20 protein-coding genes and 1 pseudogene are annotated in these 18,835 nt (G+C 61.6%); 20 read left to right on the forward strand and 1 reads right to left on the reverse strand.

What is annotated here, in order from left to right:
- Positions 1 to 238: 238 nt before the first annotated feature.
- Positions 239 to 553 (forward strand): DUF736 domain-containing protein, encoded by a 315-nt coding sequence (locus YUU_RS0148000; RefSeq protein ID WP_027528490.1) that lies wholly within the window; start codon positions 239 to 241, stop codon positions 551 to 553.
- Positions 554 to 566: 13 nt separating this feature from the next.
- Here the strand turns inward: YUU_RS0148000 and YUU_RS63200 are convergent, their stop codons facing one another.
- A complete protein-coding gene (locus tag YUU_RS63200) occupies positions 567 to 986 on the reverse strand; it encodes a multiprotein-bridging factor 1 family protein (RefSeq protein ID WP_371260618.1) in 420 nt (139 codons plus the stop codon).
- A 106-nt stretch (positions 987 to 1,092) separates the two neighbouring features.
- Here YUU_RS63200 and YUU_RS58145 point away from each other — a divergent pair, with 106 nt between their 5' ends.
- The 19 genes and pseudogenes from YUU_RS58145 to trbL all read left to right on the forward strand — a co-directional run bounded on the left by YUU_RS58145 (position 1,093) and on the right by trbL (position 18,820).
- Positions 1,093 to 1,374 carry a DNA -binding domain-containing protein gene (locus tag YUU_RS58145; protein WP_084802051.1) on the forward strand — a complete coding sequence of 94 codons (282 nt, stop codon included), beginning with the start codon at positions 1,093 to 1,095 and terminating at the stop codon, positions 1,372 to 1,374.
- Between the two features lie 144 nt (positions 1,375 to 1,518).
- Complete coding sequence (locus YUU_RS0148010) at positions 1,519 to 1,713, forward strand: transcriptional regulator domain-containing protein (RefSeq protein WP_027528492.1); 195 nt, start codon at positions 1,519 to 1,521, stop codon at positions 1,711 to 1,713.
- A gap of 58 nt (positions 1,714 to 1,771) precedes the next feature.
- Positions 1,772 to 2,293 (forward strand): DUF2285 domain-containing protein, encoded by a 522-nt coding sequence (locus tag YUU_RS0148015; RefSeq protein ID WP_245288340.1) that lies wholly within the window; start codon positions 1,772 to 1,774, stop codon positions 2,291 to 2,293.
- 150 nt (positions 2,294 to 2,443) lie between these two features.
- On the forward strand, positions 2,444 to 2,722 hold the full coding sequence (locus tag YUU_RS0148020) for an AlpA family transcriptional regulator (protein WP_027528494.1): 279 nt from the start codon (positions 2,444 to 2,446) through the stop codon (positions 2,720 to 2,722).
- Between the two features lie 2 nt (positions 2,723 to 2,724).
- A pseudogene (locus tag YUU_RS62235) lies at positions 2,725 to 3,150 on the forward strand (replication initiator protein A); the annotation flags it as partial.
- Positions 3,151 to 3,587: 437 nt separating this feature from the next.
- Positions 3,588 to 4,043, forward strand: a complete 456-nt coding sequence (locus tag YUU_RS0148025) for a DUF2840 domain-containing protein (protein ID WP_027528495.1) — start codon at positions 3,588 to 3,590, stop codon at positions 4,041 to 4,043.
- A gap of 4 nt (positions 4,044 to 4,047) precedes the next feature.
- Complete coding sequence (locus YUU_RS0148030) at positions 4,048 to 4,554, forward strand: S26 family signal peptidase (RefSeq protein ID WP_027528496.1); 507 nt, start codon at positions 4,048 to 4,050, stop codon at positions 4,552 to 4,554.
- 2 nt (positions 4,555 to 4,556) lie between these two features.
- Positions 4,557 to 5,450 carry a lytic transglycosylase domain-containing protein gene (locus tag YUU_RS55945; protein WP_063621905.1) on the forward strand — a complete coding sequence of 298 codons (894 nt, stop codon included), beginning with the start codon at positions 4,557 to 4,559 and terminating at the stop codon, positions 5,448 to 5,450.
- Between the two features lie 263 nt (positions 5,451 to 5,713).
- A complete protein-coding gene (locus YUU_RS0148040; RefSeq protein ID WP_027528498.1) occupies positions 5,714 to 7,468 on the forward strand; it encodes a DUF3363 domain-containing protein in 1,755 nt (584 codons plus the stop codon).
- Between the two features lie 111 nt (positions 7,469 to 7,579).
- Positions 7,580 to 9,580 carry a conjugal transfer protein TraG gene (locus tag YUU_RS0148045; protein ID WP_027528499.1) on the forward strand — a complete coding sequence of 667 codons (2,001 nt, stop codon included), beginning with the start codon at positions 7,580 to 7,582 and terminating at the stop codon, positions 9,578 to 9,580.
- Positions 9,581 to 9,589: 9 nt separating this feature from the next.
- Positions 9,590 to 10,027, forward strand: a complete 438-nt coding sequence (locus YUU_RS0148050) for a hypothetical protein (protein ID WP_027528500.1) — start codon at positions 9,590 to 9,592, stop codon at positions 10,025 to 10,027.
- 951 nt (positions 10,028 to 10,978) lie between these two features.
- Complete coding sequence (locus YUU_RS0148055; RefSeq protein ID WP_245288343.1) at positions 10,979 to 12,283, forward strand: MFS transporter; 1,305 nt, start codon at positions 10,979 to 10,981, stop codon at positions 12,281 to 12,283.
- Positions 12,284 to 12,536: 253 nt separating this feature from the next.
- A complete protein-coding gene (trbB, locus tag YUU_RS0148060) occupies positions 12,537 to 13,457 on the forward strand; it encodes a P-type conjugative transfer ATPase TrbB (RefSeq protein ID WP_035665402.1) in 921 nt (306 codons plus the stop codon).
- Positions 13,454 to 13,780 carry a TrbC/VirB2 family protein gene (locus YUU_RS0148065; protein WP_027528503.1) on the forward strand — a complete coding sequence of 109 codons (327 nt, stop codon included), beginning with the start codon at positions 13,454 to 13,456 and terminating at the stop codon, positions 13,778 to 13,780. Before trbB ends, YUU_RS0148065 begins: the two co-directional genes overlap by 4 nt.
- Positions 13,780 to 14,043 (forward strand): VirB3 family type IV secretion system protein, encoded by a 264-nt coding sequence (locus YUU_RS0148070; RefSeq protein ID WP_027528504.1) that lies wholly within the window; start codon positions 13,780 to 13,782, stop codon positions 14,041 to 14,043. Before YUU_RS0148065 ends, YUU_RS0148070 begins: the two co-directional genes overlap by 1 nt.
- A 10-nt stretch (positions 14,044 to 14,053) precedes the next feature.
- On the forward strand, positions 14,054 to 16,495 hold the full coding sequence (trbE, locus tag YUU_RS0148075; RefSeq protein ID WP_027528505.1) for a conjugal transfer protein TrbE: 2,442 nt from the start codon (positions 14,054 to 14,056) through the stop codon (positions 16,493 to 16,495).
- Positions 16,492 to 17,226: a P-type conjugative transfer protein TrbJ gene (gene trbJ / locus YUU_RS0148080; protein WP_027528506.1), complete on the forward strand. Its 735-nt coding sequence runs from the start codon at positions 16,492 to 16,494 to the stop codon at positions 17,224 to 17,226. The genes trbE and trbJ overlap by 4 nt, the downstream gene beginning before the upstream one ends.
- Positions 17,226 to 17,606 (forward strand): putative entry exclusion protein TrbK-alt, encoded by a 381-nt coding sequence (gene trbK-alt / locus YUU_RS0148085; RefSeq protein ID WP_027528507.1) that lies wholly within the window; start codon positions 17,226 to 17,228, stop codon positions 17,604 to 17,606. The genes trbJ and trbK-alt overlap by 1 nt, the downstream gene beginning before the upstream one ends.
- Entirely contained in the window at positions 17,603 to 18,820 is a 1,218-nt protein-coding gene (trbL, locus tag YUU_RS0148090) for a P-type conjugative transfer protein TrbL (RefSeq protein WP_027528508.1), read from the forward strand. The genes trbK-alt and trbL overlap by 4 nt, the downstream gene beginning before the upstream one ends.
- Positions 18,821 to 18,835 lie beyond the last annotated feature (15 nt).

Below are 18,835 nucleotides of genomic sequence, written 5' to 3' on the forward strand. Positions count from 1 at the left end.
TGGGCTGATCAGGCCCGAGGACCGGCAAGAGCCTCGATCGCCTTCCCGCAACGGCTGCGCCTGCTTTTTTCCCCTGCCGCGATGAGGCGGCATTCCTCGCGGGAGACAAAAAAGCAGCCTTGTCGCCGTCCTCCGCTGGCGCTGCGGGCCTGAAGGCTGCGGGCCGATCGCTCCCCCGGGCCAACGATCGCCATCGAGGCTGCGATTGGCGCAGCCCGAGCAACAAACGGAGACTATCATGGCTACCATCATCGGCACCTTCACCGCTTCGGACAACGGCTACGTCGGCTTGATCAAGACGCTGACGCTGAACATCAAGGCAAGGTTCGTCGCGTCCGAGAAGGACAACGACAAGGCGCCCGACTACCGCATCTTCGCCGGCATGACCGAGTTCGGCGCCGCCTGGAAGAAGACCGCCCGCGACAGCGAACGCGAATACCTCTCCGTCAAGCTCGACGATCCGAGCTTCCCGGCCCCGATCTACGCTTCGCTGGTGAAGGTCGAAGGCGACGAGGGCTTCACCCTGATCTGGTCTCGCCGCAACGGCGACTGATCCCTTGGAACCATCAGCCCCGCCTTCTCGGAGGCGGGGCTTTTTTGCGTTCCGCCGCTTTGAAGAAAGCGGAAAGGAGCTTTCCTTTTGAAGGGATTGCTAAGGGCCGCCCTCGCGCCCGCAAGGGTGAAGCACGATTCCGTGTTGGCCGGAGCGGTTTCCCCGGTCTTCCGCGCAACAGATCTTCATCCACGCCGGCCGAATAGTGGCATCTTTCGATCGAGTTGACATAGGTGCGATCGATTTTCGCGCGGTGCGCCAACTCTTCCTGCGACAAGCCTCGTGCCTGCCGAAGCTTCCGTACATTCAGCGCCAAAACCTCCCGGATCTTCATAACCGGGAGGGCAGCGCCTTGATGAGTATTTCTGCACGGAGTATTCCTACAATCGCGGAGATGGAGCGTCTCGACTGCGCTATCCGAAGAATAATTCATCTCTGGTATGCACAAAACCTGTAGACCGGTGGGCGTGTCGGTACGAAAATGAAGGCAGTTTGGATTTGCTCGATCGAAGCTTCTAGGACCATAGGAGTTTCATACTGTGCCGCCGCGTGATCCGAAAGTTGCAGATTTGGCGCCCAGCGAGCCCACTCTAACATCGTATGACGAGCAACATGCTGTCACGTATATGCGTCTCCTCGACGCCGAAGCTGACAACGCCGACTGGCGCGAAGTTGCGCGGATCGTCCTTCACCTTGACCCTGCTCTCCAGCCGGATCGCGCTCGCCGCAGTTTCGAAAGTCACCTGGCTCGCGCGAAGTGGGCTGCGCGCCACGGCTATCGTCATTTGCTGCAGAGGGGTTGGCCAAAGGATGAAAAATGAATGCCGTTTGAAGCAAACATGACTTCTTGGTGACGCTCAATAGTGAGGGGCAATCGGGCTATTCGGGTGACCTATCGACGCAACCTGAAATTGTCACATTTGTCGTGCTGCAATTCTTCGTATTGCCAGTGAGGAATGAGTACGATGTCAGTCTTTGATTGGAAATCACAGTCTGCCTATGACAAGGTCTACGAGGCCGAGACCACAGATGTCGCATGGGAGTGGCTTCGCCGAAATGGCGAATACCAAAGAGCCTATAAAGGCCTGACCAACGCCCAACGATCGAGCGGGATGACTGACGATTTCAGACAGCAATGGGGGCTGTCTTTTCGCAGCTGATCCTCAGAAGGCGTTCGATCAGCAGACAATCTTCTGGTCACCCGAGGCTCTATCCACCGTGCTGGCTGTCCGCACGGTAGTCGCGCCTTCGGATTCCAGACGGTACGATCTCGACCTGACGATGCTGCGAAGTGGTGAGCTTCGTCATGCGGCGGACGGATGGCATGCCATCCTGCCGCTGGGAGGGACGAACCACCGCCTGTGGCTACAAGAACTGCCGGCCAGCGGTTCATCAATTGCTGTCGAGCTGCAATTCGATTCCGATTTCGGTACTCGATCGCAGGCAGCATTTCGGTTCTGGTCGGCGCTCGAACGGCGGCCGCTCGGGCCATCTCTTCTTCCACTTTCCGTCCAGCGACGTCAGCGCACTATCCTCGCCATGCGCGCCCTGGACGGGTGGTTGGCGGGAAATAGCTATCGCGATATCGCAACCGGCTTGTTCGGGCGACAGCGCCTTCCCGAGCGAGGCTGGAAGACACATGATTTGCGTAACCGCACGATACGCCTCGTTCAAACGGCGATGTCGATGATGCGCGGCGGCTATCGCGCGCTGCTGCGTCGAGCAAAGCGAAACCGGTAACTCATTCCTCGAATTGTCCTATCCGCGACCGGGTATCGAAAATCGCCACCCCTATCTTCGGCATCCCTCTACGCAGATCCACTCCGCGATCATGACCGTCGACACGCGCTGCAAGTCGGGAGCGCGCCAGATGATCATGGAGCCTTTCAAATGTCCGATGCGAATGCCGGCTTACCGCCGCGATACCTACGCACGCCCGAGGCCGCGCGCTTCGTTGGCCTGTCCGGTCGCACGCTCGAAAAGCATCGCACCTATGGCACAGGCCCAACCTATCGTAAGCTCGGTGGTCGCGTCGTTTATGCACTCGATGACCTGAAGGACTGGGTTGATCGCGGCGCCAAGACGTCGACCAGCGATCCCGGTGCAGGTGGTGTGTTGCCCCCCAAGCGGCACACGCCCATTCCCTATGCGGGAAAAGAGCGGCGCTGACCATGTCCGACAGCAAAACCTCTACGCACCGCCGTCGCTCCGGGCGCGATCAGCTCGATCCATCTCGTGCTCTTCCCGGCGATCTTGCACCACGCGATGCTCAAGACTTGACGGCTTATCCTTTCTTTTTGCTGGCGAAATCCAAACGGATCGTGCCGATCGACTTCCAAGCGGGAAGAGTCTCGATTCGTGTCGAAACCGTGCCGCAACACGGCATGGCGACGATTTGGGATGCGGACCCCCTGATCCGGGCCGCTTCGCCGTTCGTGGAAGACCGTGACTTCGGCCCTCGGCTCATGGCCGCTACACCGTACGAGATCCTAACTTTCGTCGTCCGTGGCACCAACATGCGCGATTGCGACCGCCTCAAGGCTGCGCTCGACCGGCTGCAGTCGGCCACGGTGGTGATGACGTCAATCCGCCAGCCGACGGTGCTATCGGGGACCAAGATTCTCGCGCCATCGGGGACCGGATCCTCGGGCTATCAGGGACCAAAATTCTGGCCAACATCTTGCTGCGCAAGGACTTCCCGCTCTCTTAACTTTCCTAGCTTAGAGTCCTTCGGATTCCTTCTGACGGACGCGAACGCCCTGTGCGTTGGTCCCCAAGGTCTCGCGAACTGGTGCCTGGCGTTGCGAAACCGCTCCTCGACTGGCGAGCTCGAGCTACTCGCCTGGAGCCGGATCACGTGCCGATCCGCCTCTCGCCAGTGCCGACTTCCACGCACAGTCAGACGGTTAGCAGGAGAGAAGACACCGGGTTTTCCGTTGGCCCAGCGGACGCTAGTGCGGTTCACCCAGGAATCGAATGGATCTGCAATTGGCCGCCCCGATCGCATTCCTTCTCGGCGATACGGAGCTGCAACATGAACGATTTCACGACTGTCGAGCTCATGTGGGTCGAAAAGCGGATCGAGAACCGGATCCGGTTCGGCCATCCGGTACGCGAACAGATCATTGACCGTCATCGCCGCGTCCTCTGGTTTGCGCCCGGCAGCATGTTCGCGTTCGTTCGTTGTACCTCCAATGACTTCGGCGCGGTATTGTCGCGCGTCGATATCTTGCGCGCGGCAGAGCCCGGTCGGCGCTACTCGACCGTCCCTTGCATCTGTCCCGGTGGTGAGAGCCTGCTGCGATTATCTGGCTGGCCGAAAGTCGAGCGCGTCCTGCAACTCATTGACGTGGTTGAGGCGCTCGGCATCGATCCCGCCGAGGCCGCACCCGACTATTGGCATCACGTGCACAACCGTCTGTCGGTCAACGAAACACCAAGAGCCTACACGCGGGCCCGCCACCAGGCGTGGCTGCATCGGCGGAGGTAACGTCATGACCAATCGGATGTGCACCGCTCTGACTCTGGGAACTCTAACGCTTGTGCTCGCTACGATCGACGAAGCCCCTCCATCCTACATCTGGAACGTCTCAGAGAGCGTTCCGCTCGGTCTGTATCATTTGCAACCGCTCGAGCAACTGACCGTTACCGAGCTCGTGGCAGTTCAACCGCCGGAGCCGCTTGCGAGCTTTCTCGACTTGAACGGTTACCTGCCGATCGGCGTGCCCATGCTCAAGCGAATCCTCGCATTGCCCGGGCAAACCGTTTGTAGGAGCGGACTCACGATCACGGTCGATCGCATTGAGATAGGGCGGGCCCGCGAGCGCGATAGCCGCGGCCGGCCATTGCCAAGCTGGCAGGGATGCCGCGTGATCGACGCCGGCGAAATCTTCGTCATGAATTGGCAGTCGGCGGACTCTCTCGATGGTCGCTACTTCGGGCCCATTCCGGCATCCGCTGTGATCGGACAAGCGCTTCCTGTGTGGACCAGGGGGGAGTGAGCATGTTCACGACATTTCATCCGCTCTATCCGCGCGTGCTCTCGCTGCGCCATTCCTCCATCCCGGCTAATTCTTTGGAGCCCATTGCGCAGAGCCGCTCTTCGGAGCAATGGCGATGCCGTTGCGTCCGTGCGCGCTGTTGGGCAGCCACAATCGCAGCCAAACGACTTCAAGTGCGTACGCTTCTCGTTGGCCTTATCGCAGCGCTGCTGACGGTCGAATTGCCATCACGGGCGACAGCCGAGAGCCTACCGGCCTCGCCTTCGTCTAAAATCGTGCCGACAGTCCCATACGCGCCATTTGTGAGCGAGGCATGCCGCCGATTTACCATTCCGGAGCATTGGATCCGGACGGTGTTGAAGACCGAAAGCGGCGCCAACGCGCATGCGGTATCTCTTCGGGGGCCACTTGGCTTGATGCAGATCATGCCTGTGACCTGGATCGAACTGAGCGTCCGCTATGAGCTGGGAATCGATCCCTTTGATCCCCACGACAATATTTTGGCATGGACCGCTTTTCTGCGCGAGATGCTCGACCGCTTCGGAACGGAGGGGTTTCTTGCGGTATATAACGCAGGCCCCGGTCGATACGAGAAGCTCTTGGCAACGAGCCGTCGGCTGCCCAAGGAGACGTTAGCCTATGTTCGAGCGATTGAATCGGAGATTGGAATAAAGCGCCGTCAGTTTGTAGCGCGGTTCGACGCACGCGCTGCTTCCCCGTTGGAAGATGCGGTCGCAGCTGGGCCCTCAACGACCTCATCCGCTGGTAAGCGCTCGACAGCGGTTGCTCACCAACTTGGTCGCTTCAGCGATCTACCCAAGTTGGATGCGTCTGCGCTGATACCTCGTGCGACGGGGCTGTTCGTGCAGCCTTCAGCCGCAAGACTGTCACGATGACCGCGATCGCATTCCGCCGAATGGCATCGAACATTGTCGTAAGTCCGGAAGCGGGAAGGATCGAGCGGGAGATAGCCGCCTAGCCGCCTAGCCGACCGGGGATGGCAAGGGAAAAGGCCGGCCGTCGGTCCGGCCTATGTGGTTGGTTGGGTGGGCGATTTTTGTCATGCGGGCGATGGTCCGTGCCGTCGCTTTTCGCGATTTCTCTTGCGCAACCAATCCATCCCGCGCCATACGCCTGTGTCAGGCCGAGGTTTTCAGCCGTGACGTCACGTGACGACGACCTGCGGATCCGCCCCGGGCGCATCCACCACGGCAACCGTGGGGCCAAGCGCCCGAAGAGCTTTGTCGGGGAGGTGATGCGGTCAGCAAAGAGGGCGGGTCATGTCGGGGACAGTTTCCGGTCAAGCCAGGCTCACAGTCGTTCCCGCTTCGGGCGCGGCCGTCGCGCGGCAGTCTCGATCCGCCTGCGCTCGAATGCCCGGCGGGTCGTCACAAAAGCACGCGTCGTGCGTCACAAGGGCTCGCGCTTTCGATCGGCGCCCCTGCCCAAGCACCTGGCCTATCTCAAGCGCGATGGCGTAACGCGCGACGGCGAAGACGCGCGCATGTTTGACGAGTCCTCTGATGCGACGGACGAACGCGCCTTCGCCGCGCGTTGCGAAGAAGATCGTCATCACTTCCGGTTCATCGTCTCGCCCGAGGATGGCGCCGCGCTGGGGGAGGACCTCAAGACATTCACGCGCGAGCTGATGCGTGACGTCGAGATAGATCTCGAGACCAGGCTCGACTGGATCGCAGTCGATCATTGGAACACGGACAACCCGCATGTCCACATCCTCATCCGCGGGCGTGCTGACAACGGTCAGGACCTCGTGATCAGCCGCGAGTATATCAGCCGGGGCTTGCGCGATCGGGCGGCCGACCGAGTTACGCTTGAGCTGGGGCCGCGAAGCCAGCACGAGATTCGCGCAAGCCTTGAGCGGGAGGTCGATGCGGAGCGCTGGACCAGTCTCGACCGTGCGCTGCGGGATATCTCCGACGCAAATGGGGGAGTGGCAGATCTCAGGCCGAGCCTCGATATCGAGGATCCAGAACTGCGCAGCCTGCTGCTCGGCAGGGCCGCCAAGCTGGAGCGACTTGGCCTGGCAGAGCCGGCAGGCCCCGCCTGTTGGACCCTGAAGCCTGGCCTTGACCAGGCGCTTCGCCAGATCGGAACGCGCGGCGACATCATCAAGACGATGCACCAGGCCCTCAGTGGGGCCGGTCGCGAGCCGGATGTCAGCACCTTTGCCCTGCATGGCGAAGAACCGGCCGATCCCGTTCTGGGGCGCCTCGTTCAACGTGGTCTCGACGATGAGCTCAAAGGGTCCGCTTACGCGATCATCGCCGGCGTCGATGGTCGCACGCACCACCTGCGCTTTGCAGACATTGAGATGACCGGTGATGCGCCGGCCGGCGCCATCGTCGAGGCACGCGCCTACGATGACACGAACGGGCGCCGGCGCGTGTCGCTGGCCGTCCGATCGGACCTGTCCATTGAGAAACAGGTAGTGGCAAAAGGCAGTACATGGCTCGACCGCCAGCTCCTCGCCAAGGACCCGCCGCTCAGCCGTGGCGGTTTTGGTGCCGAGGTCCGGGATGCAATGGAAGCGCGCGTCGATCACCTCGTTGAGGAGGGCTTGGCTCGGCGACACGGACAGCGCGTGGTGTTCGCGCGCGACTTGCTTGCAACGTTGCGACGTCGAGAGCTCGAGAACGCCACTAGCAAGGTTTCGGCTGAAACGGGGCTTGACCACCGTTTGGCCGCCGAGGGCGATCCTATCTCCGGCATCTACAAGCAACGAGTGACCCTTGCCTCGGGCCGCTTTGCCATGATCGATGATGGTCTAGGTTTCCAGCTCGTACCATGGCGGCCAGCCTTGGATCAGCATCTTGGAAAGCAAGTGACAGGCGTCATGATGCCGGGCGGCCGGATCGATTGGGATTTTGGTCGTAAGCGTGGACTGGGCCTCTAGCGATATCGACCAGATCCTGATCCATCCGATTTCTGCGCGGGGACCGCACAACGCACCCATGTGGACGTCTTGTCCTTGATGTCGGGCGGGTAGCCCTGCTGCATCTCCACCATGTCGACAACCAAAGTGCTTTGGGGCCAGATCACGCTTGTCCTTGCCATCGTGCTCATCACCACGTGGGCAGCGACGCAATGGGTTGCCTGGAGGTTGGGATTTCAGCCGCGACTCGGCCCACCCTGGTTTGAGCTTGGCATGCCCATCTACCTTCCGCCCGCTTTCTTCTGGTGGTGGTACGCATACGATGCCTATGCCCCCAAAATCTTCGTCGAGGGGGCCTGTATCGCGGCGTCCGGCGGGGTGATCTCGATCATCGTCGCCTTCGGGATGTCGATCTGGCGGGCGCAGGAGGCGCAGACCGCGGCAACCTATGGTTCGGCCCGGTGGGCGCTGCAGAATGAAATCCGGAGCGCGCAGCTCTTGGGCCCGGACGGTGTTGTGCTCGGTCGCTTTGATCGCAACTACCTTCGGCACGACGGCCCCGAGCACGTGCTCTGCTTTGCGCCGACGAGGTCGGGCAAGGGCGTCGGTCTCGTTGTACCGACGCTGCTGACATGGCCGGGCAGTTGCATCGTCCACGACATCAAGGGGGAGAACTGGCATCTGACATCCGGTTTCCGCGCCTGCCATGGAAAGGTCGTGCTGTTCGACCCGACCAACCGCAACTCGGCGGCCTACAATCCCCTCCTGGAGGTTCGTCGCGGCGAATGGGAAGTTCGGGACGTCCAGAACATCGCCGACGTGTTGGTTGATCCAGAAGGTGCCTTGGAACGGCGCAACCATTGGGAGAAGACCAGTCATTCCCTGCTGGTCGGCGCGATCCTGCACGTCCTTTATGCCGAGCAGGACAAGACCCTGGCGGGCGTCGCAAAGTTCCTGTCGGATCCCAAGCGCCCAATCGAGGCGACCTTGCGTGCGATGATGTCGGCGGCTCATCTTGGCGATGCCGGCGTTCACCCGGTGATCGCTTCCGCGGCCCGCGAGCTTCTGAACAAGAGCGACAACGAACGCTCCGGCGTGCTGTCGACCGCGATGTCGTTTCTCGGGCTCTACCGCGATCCCGTCGTGGCGCAGGTAACACGGCACAGCCACTGGCGGATTCGCGACCTGGTGGAGGCAGACCAAGCGACCACGCTTTATCTGGTGGTGCCGCCCTCCGATATCAGCCGGACCAAGCCGCTCGTACGGTTGATCCTCAACCAGATCGGCCGTCGCTTGACGGAAGATTTGAATGCCACGAGACGCCAGCACCGTGTGCTGCTGATGCTCGACGAGTTTCCGGCACTGGGCAGGCTGGATTTCTTCGAGTCGGCGCTGGCGTTCATGGCGGGCTATGGGCTCAAGAGTTTTCTGATCGCCCAGTCACTCAATCAGATCGAGAAGGCCTATGGCCCGAACAATTCAATTCTCGACAACTGCCATGTCCGTGTGTCCTTCGCCAGCAACGACGAGCGTACCGCCCGGCGCGTGTCGGAGGCGTTGGGAACAGCAACCGAATTGCGTGCCATGAAGAACTATGCCGGCCACAGGTTAAGCCCGTGGCTCGGTCACCTCATGGTGTCGCGACAGGAGACCGCACGTCCGCTTCTGACGCCCGGCGAGGTGATGCAACTACCTCCGGACGATGAGTTGGTCCTGGTCTCGGGGTGTCCGCCGATTCGTGCAAAGAAGGCGCGCTACTACGAGGACCCACAATTCCGTGAACGAGTGCTTCCGCCGGCGACGTCAAGCAGGGTGGAGAGCCGCATTTCGCCTGCGGAGGATGACTGGAGCAAGTTGCCCCTGCCGGTCACCCCGCGCAACATGCAGAAGCCAAAGGTTCAGGAGGAGCAAAGTGGATCCATAGACGATCCCGCCAATGGCGGCATCAGGCGAGAGCCGGAGCTTCCCGAGCATGAAGATGTGGCGCCAGAGCCGACTCCCGCGAAGACCGAGTTCCAATTCACCGACGACGATTCCGATGATGACATCCAGCGCGCAGGTGAACTGCGTCGCGCGGCGGCCAACGTAGCCCGTCAGGCGGCGATGGATCCCGATGATGGCCTTGATCTCTAGGGTGAGGCGATGCGGAGCAAGCATACATTTCGCCTGCCACCCGATCTTGCCAGCCAGTTAGCGGACTATGCCAACCGTAAGCGAGTGCCACAGGCCCTCGTCGTCGAATCGGCGCTGTCATCATTCCTGTCCCCGGATGGCTCCGAGCGCATGGAAGCGGCTCTCGGCCGGAGGTTGGACCGGCTGACGCGCCAGGTCGAGCGCCTTGAGCGTCACGTGACAATTTCGAATGAAGCGCTGGCATTGTTCGTTCGCTTCTGGTTGACGGCGACGCCGCCCCTGCCGGATACCGCACAACCTGCTGCACAGGCCAAAGGGCGCGAGCGTTATGAAGGGTTCATCGAAGCCTTGGGCCGGCGGCTCGCCCGGGGCCAGAGCCTCGCGCAGGAAATCACCTTGGACGTCGGGCCGCGTGCTCCGTCTACGGACAAACCTGATCCCGCCTGATCGACCCGCCATTTCTTTCTCATCCTACGCCAGACTACGACATCGATGCCTGTGCGGTTGAAGCAATCGCAGGACTGTCCCTTCTGTCCCCCACCGCCGTTGAAGACGGCTCATTCGCTTGATCGGATCTCGCCTCGCTGATTGCGAGCGCGAGCCGCACCGATCGATTCAGTTGCACGGGGAGGGAAGATTATGACGGTCGAAGGCGAACGCGATGGACAGGTCAGCCTTAGTTTGGATCAAACAGAGGCGAACACCTCGCCGATCCCGCTTCGAACCAGAAAGGTCAGCGTTCAGCTCTCTGAGACGGTTTTCGAACGGTTGGAAGCTGCAACCGGCCGGCTGGGCGCCGGCAAGAGCACGGTCGTGGAGGCCGCTCTTGAATGTTTCTTGAATCCGGATCCGCCGGAAGGCGTGGTTCACGAGGCCTTCCATCGGATCGGCGATCAAATTGATTGTCTGCAGGGCGAGCTTGCGATTATCGCCGAGACGGTCGCGTTGCACGCCCGTTATCACCTCACGGTGACGCCCCCGATGCCGCCATCGCAACAGCGCGACGCGTGTGTGTTGGGCTATCGGCGGTTCAAGGCCCTGGCCGAGCAGGTTGATCGGCGTGTGCGCTTAGGCCGGCCGCTGATGCGAGAGACTATCGCCGGTCTCGGCATGACAGAGCGCGACGTCTCTCCATCCGATAGCGATGGGAAAGCCGTGCCCGGTCGTTCGGAAGATCAGGCTGACATTCTTCCGGACGTCGTCGCACGCGTCGAATCCGAGCAGATGGCTGCCGTCCAGGAGGACGGCAGCAACCGCAACTTTCGAAATTTGCCAACGCGTTCTGCTGACTCGATTGAGCCGGCCGGAAGGTGCGCGGGCCAGATCCCGCGCGTCCCATCTGCCGCCCCCGGATTCCCGGAGGCAAGTGCCGCGTGGCGACTACCGAAATGGCGGTTGATATTCAGCGTTTTCCTGCCGTTTGCGGCGGGCTACTATCTCTCCTATCTGTTCCGAACGATCAATACGCTGATTTCAGAACCTCTGTCGGCCGAGCTAGGCCTGAATGCCGGCAGTCTCGGGTTGTTAACATCAGTGTACTTCCTGATTTTCGGGGCCGCCCAAATCCCTATCGGAATCTTGTTGGATCGCTTTGGTCCGCGCCGGGTTCAGAGCGCCTTGTTACTCGCCGCTGCTCTAGGGGCCGCTCTGTTCGGTGCTTCGAACGGACTATTGTCGCTCCTGCTCGCCCGCGCAATGATTGGGCTCGGCGTCGCGGCGGCATTGATGGCTGGTCTGAAAGCGATCGTACTCTGGTTTCCCAGAGAACGGGTCGCGCTGATGAACGGCTATATGATCATGCTGGGTGCTTTGGGTGCGGTGACGGCAACCCGACCTGCCGAATGGTTGCTGAACGCGATGGGGTGGCGCGGAATATTCGAGGTTTTGGCGATCACAACGTTCGCGGCCGCCTTTCTGATCTTTCTAGCGGTCCCGGAGAGCAAGATTGCACAGCAAGCGCGACCGGCGGGACTTCGGCTGGAAGCGATCTTCAGGGATCGCCGTTTCTGGCGAATTGCACCTCTTTCCGCGAGCTGCGTTGGGTCGGCTTGGTCGTTGCAGGCATTGTGGGCCGCGCCCTGGCTCAGGGATGTCGAGGTAGTGAACCGCGAAGCCTTGGTGACCCAATTGTTCGTCATGGCGATTGGCGTATGCGCCGGCGCCTTGCTGCTGGGCACGATTGCCGACCGGTTGCGAAGACGTGGCGTCGGCTCGGAAACGCTGCTCGCAGTGATGGCGCTACTGTTCGTCTTGGCTGAGCTCACACTGATCGTGCGTCTGCCGCTCCCGTCTATGGTGCCATGGTCAGTGGTTGCCGTTGTCGGCGCCGCCACTGTCCTCAGCTACGCGACGATCGCAGAATACTTTCCAACGGAACTTGCAGCTCGCGCCAATGGAAGCCTGAACGTCCTGCATTTCGGATGGGCCTTCGCGGTCCAGTGTGGAACCGGCCTCATACTCGAGCAATGGCCCCTTCAAGATGGACACTACCCGTTGATTGCCTACCAGGTTGCCTTCGGGGTGAGCGTTGCCGTTCAGGTCGCGGCGCTGGCTTGGTTCAGCGTTCCCTGGATTCGTGAATTGGGCGGGTGGATTGTCAGACCCCTCCTGCATCACCACTCGCGACGTGGGGACTCGGTTGAAGCGATCATTCCGCCTGCTGATATCTCGATTATGGAGGCGTATGACAGCGTGGAGTGGTAGCACCACCCCACGTGTCGTTGCATTCAGGCGCTCAGCTTGTATGCGGCAGAGCTCACGCTCTCTCTCTGGCATCTTGCCCAATCTTTCTTTTCCTACGCCAGGCTACGAACGCGATCAGCCAATCGTTGTGCCGACCAGTGTCCTGCCTTTTCTAATCATCCCCATCTGAGGCGCTTGATTTGCCCTCAGTGGTTGGGGGACAGCGGTGCCAATCCATTCGCTTCAGTCGGAGGCGATCTCGCGTGGGGCGCGAATGCTGCGCACCGCGCTTGGCCCCGCCATCGCGCGGTTTCTGGAAGACCCGTCGATCGTTGAGGTGATGCTCAACCCAGACGGCCGGTTGTGGATCGACCGGCTATCGCACGGTCTGATGGAGAGCGGCGAAACCCTGTCCGCTTCCGATGGAGAACGTATCGTCCGGTTGGTTGCCCATCACGTGGGGCAGGAAGTTCACGCCGGAGCGCCGCGCGTCTCGGCCGAATTGCCTGAAACAGGTGAACGGTTCGAGGGCCTGTTGCCGCCGGTCGTCACCGCGCCCGCATTCGCTATCCGCAAGCCAGCGGTGGCTGTGTTCTCGCTCGATGACTACGTTGCCGCTGGGATCATCACATCAGATCAGGCCGACGCCCTACGCAGGGCCGTCACCGGTCGCAAGAACATTCTGGTCGCTGGCGGCACCTCGACTGGCAAGACGACGCTGACAAACGCGCTGCTTGCGGAAGTCGCCAAGACCGGCGATCGCGTCGTTCTCATTGAAGATACCCGAGAGCTTCAATGCGAGGCGCCAAATCTTGTGGCACTGCGCACCCGGGATAGTGTTGTCTCGCTCTCTGACCTCGTGCGCTCGTCGCTGCGCTTGCGGCCTGATCGTATTCCGATCGGCGAAGTCCGTGGAGCGGAGGCGCTCGACCTGCTGAAAGCCTGGGGTACAGGCCACCCCGGCGGTATCGGCACCATCCATGCCGGCACCGCACTCGGCGCATTGCGCCGGCTTGAGCAACTCATCCAGGAAGCCGTCGCCACCGTCCCGCGCGCCCTCATTGCCGAGACCATCAACGTCATCGCCGTGCTCGTCGGCCGTGGTGCCGATCGTAGGCTTGCAGAACTGGCCCGTGTGACCGGGCTCAGTCCCTCGGGCGACTACAGCCTCTCACCAATGGGAGATCAGCCATGAGTTATCGTTCGTTTCGCGGAAGGACCGTTCTTTCGACTGGAGCATTCACCGGGTACTGCCTGATTGCCGTCCCCGCGTGGGCCGCGGGTTCCAACATGCCCTGGGAGCAACCGCTCAACCAGATCCTACAATCGGTCGAAGGTCCCGTCGCCAAGATCATCGCAGTCATCATCATCATCGTGACGGGCCTGTCGCTGGCATTTGGCGACACGTCTGGCGGTTTCCGACGGTTGGTCCAGATCGTGTTCGGCCTGTCGATCGCCTTTGCCGCCTCAAGCTTCTTCCTGTCGTTCTTCTCCTTTGGCGGCGGCGTGGTGATCTGATGGAGGAGCAGATCGCGGGGTTTGTCGCGCCCGTGCACCGGGCCCTGACCGAGCCGATTCTGATGGGCGGCGCACCGCGATCGGTTGCCATCCTCAACAGCACCTTGGCCGCAGCGTTAGGGCTCGGCCTGCGCCTTTGGCTGGCCGGCCTACTTCTCTGGTTTGTCGGCCACATGATCGCCGTGTGGGCGACCAAACGCGATCCCGCCTTCGTCGAGGTCGTGCGCCGGCACGTCCGCATCCCCGGTCACCTCAGCCTGTGAGCCCCTCATCATGATGTACCTTGCCGAATATCAACGCTCGAACACCCGCTTGTCGGACTTTCTTCCCTGGGCGGCGCTGGTCGATGAGGGAATTGTTCTGAACAAGGACGGTTCGTTCCAGCGGACCGCAAAATTTAGAGGACCGGATCTCGACAGCGCTGTGCCGGCCGAACTCGTCGCAGTCGCCGGTCGTCTGAACAACGCGCTTCGCCGCCTTGGATCTGGATGGGCGGTCTTTGTCGAGGCACAGCGGCATTCCGCGGGCGCCTATCTACAAAGCACGTTTCCCGACGTCGCATCGGCCCTGGTCGACGCGGAGCGGAGAGCGCAGTTCGAGGAAGCGGGCGCCCACTATGACTCAAGCTACTACCTGACGTTCCTCTACCTGCCGCCCGAGGAAGGCGCCGCGATGGCAGAGCGTCTCCTCTATGAGAATAGCAGCCGCACGGTAGGTGGTGATGCACGCGGGGTGCTGAGCGGATTTGTCGACCGGACCAACCGCGTGCTCCAGCTCATCGAAGGATTTATGCCGGAGTGCGCCTGGCTCGATGATGAGGCAACGCTGACTTACCTGCACTCGACAGTTTCGACCAAGCGGCATCGTGTGCGCGTGCCAGAGATCCCCATGTATCTCGATGCGTTGCTGGCCGATCAACCCCTGACCGGCGGCCTTGAGCCGACGCTGGGCGAAGCCCACGTGCGCGTTCTGACCGTCGTGGGATTTCCGACAGCGACCACACCGGGGATCCTCGACGACCTCAACCGTCTTGCGTTCCCGTACCGCTGGTCGACCCGCGCGATCATGCTGGACAAGACGGATGCGACAAAACTTCTCACCAAAATTCGTCGTCAATGGTTTGCCAAGCGCAAGTCGATCGGCGCGATCCTGAAGGAGGTGATGACCAACGAGGCTTCCGCACTTCTCGACACAAATGCGCACAACAAGGCCGTCGATGCCGACGCCGCGCTCCAGGAACTGGGGACGGATCAGATCGGCGAGGCCTTCGTCACCGCGACGATTACCGTCTGGGACAGGGATGGCCGCGCCGCCGACGAAAAACTGCGTCTCGTCGAGAAGGTGATTGAGGGGCGTGATTTCACCTGCATGATCGAGACGGTGAATGCGGTCGAGGCCTGGCTCGGCAGCCTGCCGGGGCACGTCTATGCCAACGTCCGTCAACCCCCGGTCTCGACCCTGAACCTGGCGCATATGATTCCGCTCTCAGCGGTATGGGCGGGAGAGGCGAGGGACCATCACTTCAAAGCGCCGCCTCTGTTCTTCGGCAAGACGGAGGGATCGACCCCGTTTCGGTTCTCCCTCCACGTCGGCGATGTCGGGCACACCCTGGTCGTCGGCCCGACGGGCGCCGGCAAGTCGGTGCTGCTGGCGCTGATGGCGCTGCAGTTTCAGCGCTATCCGGGTTCCCAGATCTTCGCTTTCGATTTCGGTGGATCGATCCGGGCGGCCGCGATTGCCATGGGTGGTGACTGGCACGATCTTGGCGGCGCCGTTGCCGGAGAGGTCTCCGAGTTCGTCTCCCTCCAGCCGCTCGCGAGAATTGACGATGTCGCTGAGCGCGGCTGGGCTGCCGAATGGATCACCTCGATCCTGACGCGCGAACGGATCGAGGTCACACCCGAGGTCAAGGACCATGTCTGGTCGGCTCTGTCGTCGCTCGCTTCAGCGCCCCTTCCAGAACGAACCCTCACAGGGCTTTCCGTGCTCTTGCAGTCGAATCCCTTGAAGCGGGCGCTCAAGCCCTATTGCCTGGGCGGTCCCTATGACCGGTTGCTCGACGCCGAGAGTGAACGACTGGGCGACTCCTCGGTCCAAGTCTTCGAAACCGACGGATTGATCGGCACGGCGGTTGCGCCCGCCGTCCTGTCATACCTGTTTCATCGGATCGAGGACCGGTTCGATGGCAGGCCGACCCTGCTCATCATCGATGAAGGGTGGCTCGCGCTCGACGACGTCGACTTTGCCGGCAAACTTCGCGAATGGCTGAAGACACTGCGCAAGAAAAACGCCTCCGTCGTCTTCGCAACCCAATCGCTGGCCGACATCGACGGCTCAGCGATCGCACCCGCCATCATCGAGAGCTGCCCGACCCGGATCCTGCTTCCCAATGACCGCGCCATCGAGCCACAGATCACCGCGATCTATCGCCGCTTTGGGCTGAACGACCGCCAGATCGAGATCCTCGCCCGCGCGACACCGAAGCGGGACTATTACTGCCAGTCGCGTCGCGGCAACCGCCTGTTTGAACTTGGTCTTGGCGAAGTGGCTTTGGCCTTTACCGCCGCCTCCTCGAAAACCGACCAGGCGTTGATCGAGAAGGTGCTGGTCGAAGAGGGCGACGAGAACTTTGTGCTCGGTTGGCTGCAGGCCAGGGATATCGGTTGGGCCTGCGATCTCATTCCACATCTCACCAACCTTGAGAGCTCCTCATGAGTCTCCTCCGTCGTGTCGTGGCGGCAGGCGCCATCGCAATTGTCCTTGCCGGCAACCCCAAGCCGTCGTCGGCGCAATGGATCGTATTCGATCCCAACAATTATGCGCAGAACGTGCTGACTGCCGCGCGTGCCTTGCAGCAGATCAACAACCAGATCATGTCCCTCCAAAATCAGGCGCAGATGCTGATCAACCAGGGGAGGAACCTGGCAACCCTGCCGTTCTCGTCCGTGCTGCAGCTCGAGCAATCGATTCTGCGGACCCAGCAATTGCTCGGGCAGGCTCAGCGCATTGCCTACGACATCCAGCAGATCGATCGGGCGTTCTCGACGACCTATGCGCAGGCATCATCGAGTTCGTCGGACCAGGCCCTCGTGGCGAATGCACAGGCGCGGTGGCAGAACGCGGTCGCGGGACTGCAAGACGCGATGCGGGTGCAGGCCACCGTCGTCGGCAATCTCGACACCAACCGAACTCAAATGTCGGCGCTTGTGACCGCAAGCCAAGGTGCGACCGGCGCACTCCAGGCAAGTCAGGCAGGTAACCAACTCCTCGGATTGCAGGCCCAGCAGCTCGCCGATCTCACCGCCGTCGTCGCTGCACAGGGACGAGCTCAGAGCCTGGAGTCCGCGCAGCGCGCCGCCGCACAAGACCAGGGCAGGGAACAGCTCCGCCGCTTCCTGACGTCAGGCCCAAGCTATCAGCCCACAACCGTGCAGATGTTTCACTGATGATCACAGATAGGTTCAACCGCATTTCGATCGGGGTGGCGGCACTGCTCCTCGCCGTGGCCGTCGGCGCCTGTGCATTCCAGTTGCGCGGCGGCGCGGATCAGACCGCCGCTGCTGCATCGGCTACCCAGGAATCTGATCCCCTCGCATCCAAGCTCGGGCAGTGCCGCACCGTCAACTACGAGAAGGATGCGCTACTCGAATGTCGGAAGGTCTGGGCCGAGAAACGGCGTCAATTCCTGAGCCAGAGAGAGGACAGTGCACGGCAAGTGATTGATGGAGCGTCAGCTAACAGCCCAATTCCACCATCACCGAAGGACGAAAGCCGTTTGCCGTCTGGCTACCCCTCCGTGCCGACGCTAGGGGGCAACGAGCGATGAACAGCACCGGTGTCATCGACCAGTTTCTGGAAACCTTCACGCGCTACATCGACTCCGGATTTGGGCTGCTCGGCGGTGAGGTCGGCTATCTCGCGACCACGCTCGCAGCGATCGACATCGCACTGGCTGGGCTGTTCTGGTCCTGGGGCGGCGATGAGGATATCGTCGCCCGCCTCGTCAAGAAGACCCTGTTCGTCGGCGTCTTTGCTTATCTCATCGGCAACTGGAATAGCCTCGCTCGGATCGTGTTCGAAAGCTTCGCCGGCCTCGGCCTAAAAGCCTCCGGCACAAGCCTTTCGTCCGCAGATTTCTTGCGTCCCGGCCGGATTGCGCAGGTTGGCCTCGACGCCGGGCGGCCGATCCTCGAGTCGATCTCCAGCCTGATGGGCTATGTCAGCTTCTTCGAGAACTTTGTCCAGATCGTCGTTTTGTTGTTCGCCTGGGTCGTCGTCCTGCTCGCCTTCTTCATCCTGGCGATCCAGCTCTTCGTCACCCTGATCGAGTTCAAGCTGACGACGCTGGCGGGCTTCGTGCTGATTCCCTTTGGCCTGTTTGGGAAGACGGCCTTCGCCGCGGAGCGAGTGCTCGGCAACGTGATTTCTTCCGGCGTCAAGGTTTTGGTGTTGGCCGTGATCGTCGGCATTGGTTCGACGCTTTTTGCGCAGTTCACGGCGGGATTTGGCGGTAACCAGCCGAGCATTGAGAGTGCGATGGCGCTGGTGTTGGGCGCGCTCTCATTGCTTGGTCTCGGCATCTTCGGCCCCGGCATCGCCAACGGAATCGTTTCTGGTGGACCACAGCTCGGCGCAGGTAGCGCTGTCGGCACCGGCCTAGCGGCTGGTGGCGTGGTTGCGGCCGGAGCCGCGCTCGCAGCCGGTGGCGCCGCGCTGGCCGGAAGTGCCGTCGGGGGAGGGCGCGCTATTGCGGGCGCCACCTCGAGCGCCTTTCGTGCAGGTCGTCTGTCCGGCGCAACCGAAGCAAGTACGTCGGCTCCGGCTAGCCCCCTACGCTCTGCTGCCGTCCACTCCGGCGGACCGAGCGGCAACTCATCTGGCGGCGATTCCGCGTCGTCCGAGAGAGCACCCGCGTGGGTTCGCCGCATGAAACGGACGCAAACGATCAGTCATGGAGCCTCAAGCGTCACGCAGGCGGTACGCGCAGGCGATCACGGCGGAGGCGGCGCGTCCGTCGATCTCTCACAGGGCGAGAGCTAATGCCTGCGATCACCC

It is taken from the genome of Bradyrhizobium sp. Ec3.3 (assembly GCF_000472925.1).
Lineage (GTDB): Bacteria > Pseudomonadota > Alphaproteobacteria > Rhizobiales > Xanthobacteraceae > Bradyrhizobium.

Coding starts and splice junctions, on each gene's coding strand:
- YUU_RS0148000 (WP_027528490.1), top strand. CDS start 239: ATGGCTACCATCATCGGCACCTTCACCGCTTCGGACAACGGCTACGTC.
- YUU_RS63200 (WP_371260618.1), bottom strand. CDS start 986: ATGAATTATTCTTCGGATAGCGCAGTCGAGACGCTCCATCTCCGCGAT.
- YUU_RS0148010 (WP_027528492.1), top strand. CDS start 1,519: ATGTCAGTCTTTGATTGGAAATCACAGTCTGCCTATGACAAGGTCTAC.
- YUU_RS0148020 (WP_027528494.1), top strand. CDS start 2,444: ATGTCCGATGCGAATGCCGGCTTACCGCCGCGATACCTACGCACGCCC.
- YUU_RS0148025 (WP_027528495.1), top strand. CDS start 3,588: ATGAACGATTTCACGACTGTCGAGCTCATGTGGGTCGAAAAGCGGATC.
- YUU_RS0148030 (WP_027528496.1), top strand. CDS start 4,048: ATGACCAATCGGATGTGCACCGCTCTGACTCTGGGAACTCTAACGCTT.
- YUU_RS55945 (WP_063621905.1), top strand. CDS start 4,557: ATGTTCACGACATTTCATCCGCTCTATCCGCGCGTGCTCTCGCTGCGC.
- YUU_RS0148045 (WP_027528499.1), top strand. CDS start 7,580: ATGTCGACAACCAAAGTGCTTTGGGGCCAGATCACGCTTGTCCTTGCC.
- YUU_RS0148050 (WP_027528500.1), top strand. CDS start 9,590: ATGCGGAGCAAGCATACATTTCGCCTGCCACCCGATCTTGCCAGCCAG.
- trbB (WP_035665402.1), top strand. CDS start 12,537: ATGCTGCGCACCGCGCTTGGCCCCGCCATCGCGCGGTTTCTGGAAGAC.
- YUU_RS0148065 (WP_027528503.1), top strand. CDS start 13,454: ATGAGTTATCGTTCGTTTCGCGGAAGGACCGTTCTTTCGACTGGAGCA.
- YUU_RS0148070 (WP_027528504.1), top strand. CDS start 13,780: ATGGAGGAGCAGATCGCGGGGTTTGTCGCGCCCGTGCACCGGGCCCTG.
- trbE (WP_027528505.1), top strand. CDS start 14,054: ATGATGTACCTTGCCGAATATCAACGCTCGAACACCCGCTTGTCGGAC.
- trbJ (WP_027528506.1), top strand. CDS start 16,492: ATGAGTCTCCTCCGTCGTGTCGTGGCGGCAGGCGCCATCGCAATTGTC.
- trbK-alt (WP_027528507.1), top strand. CDS start 17,226: ATGATCACAGATAGGTTCAACCGCATTTCGATCGGGGTGGCGGCACTG.
- trbL (WP_027528508.1), top strand. CDS start 17,603: ATGAACAGCACCGGTGTCATCGACCAGTTTCTGGAAACCTTCACGCGC.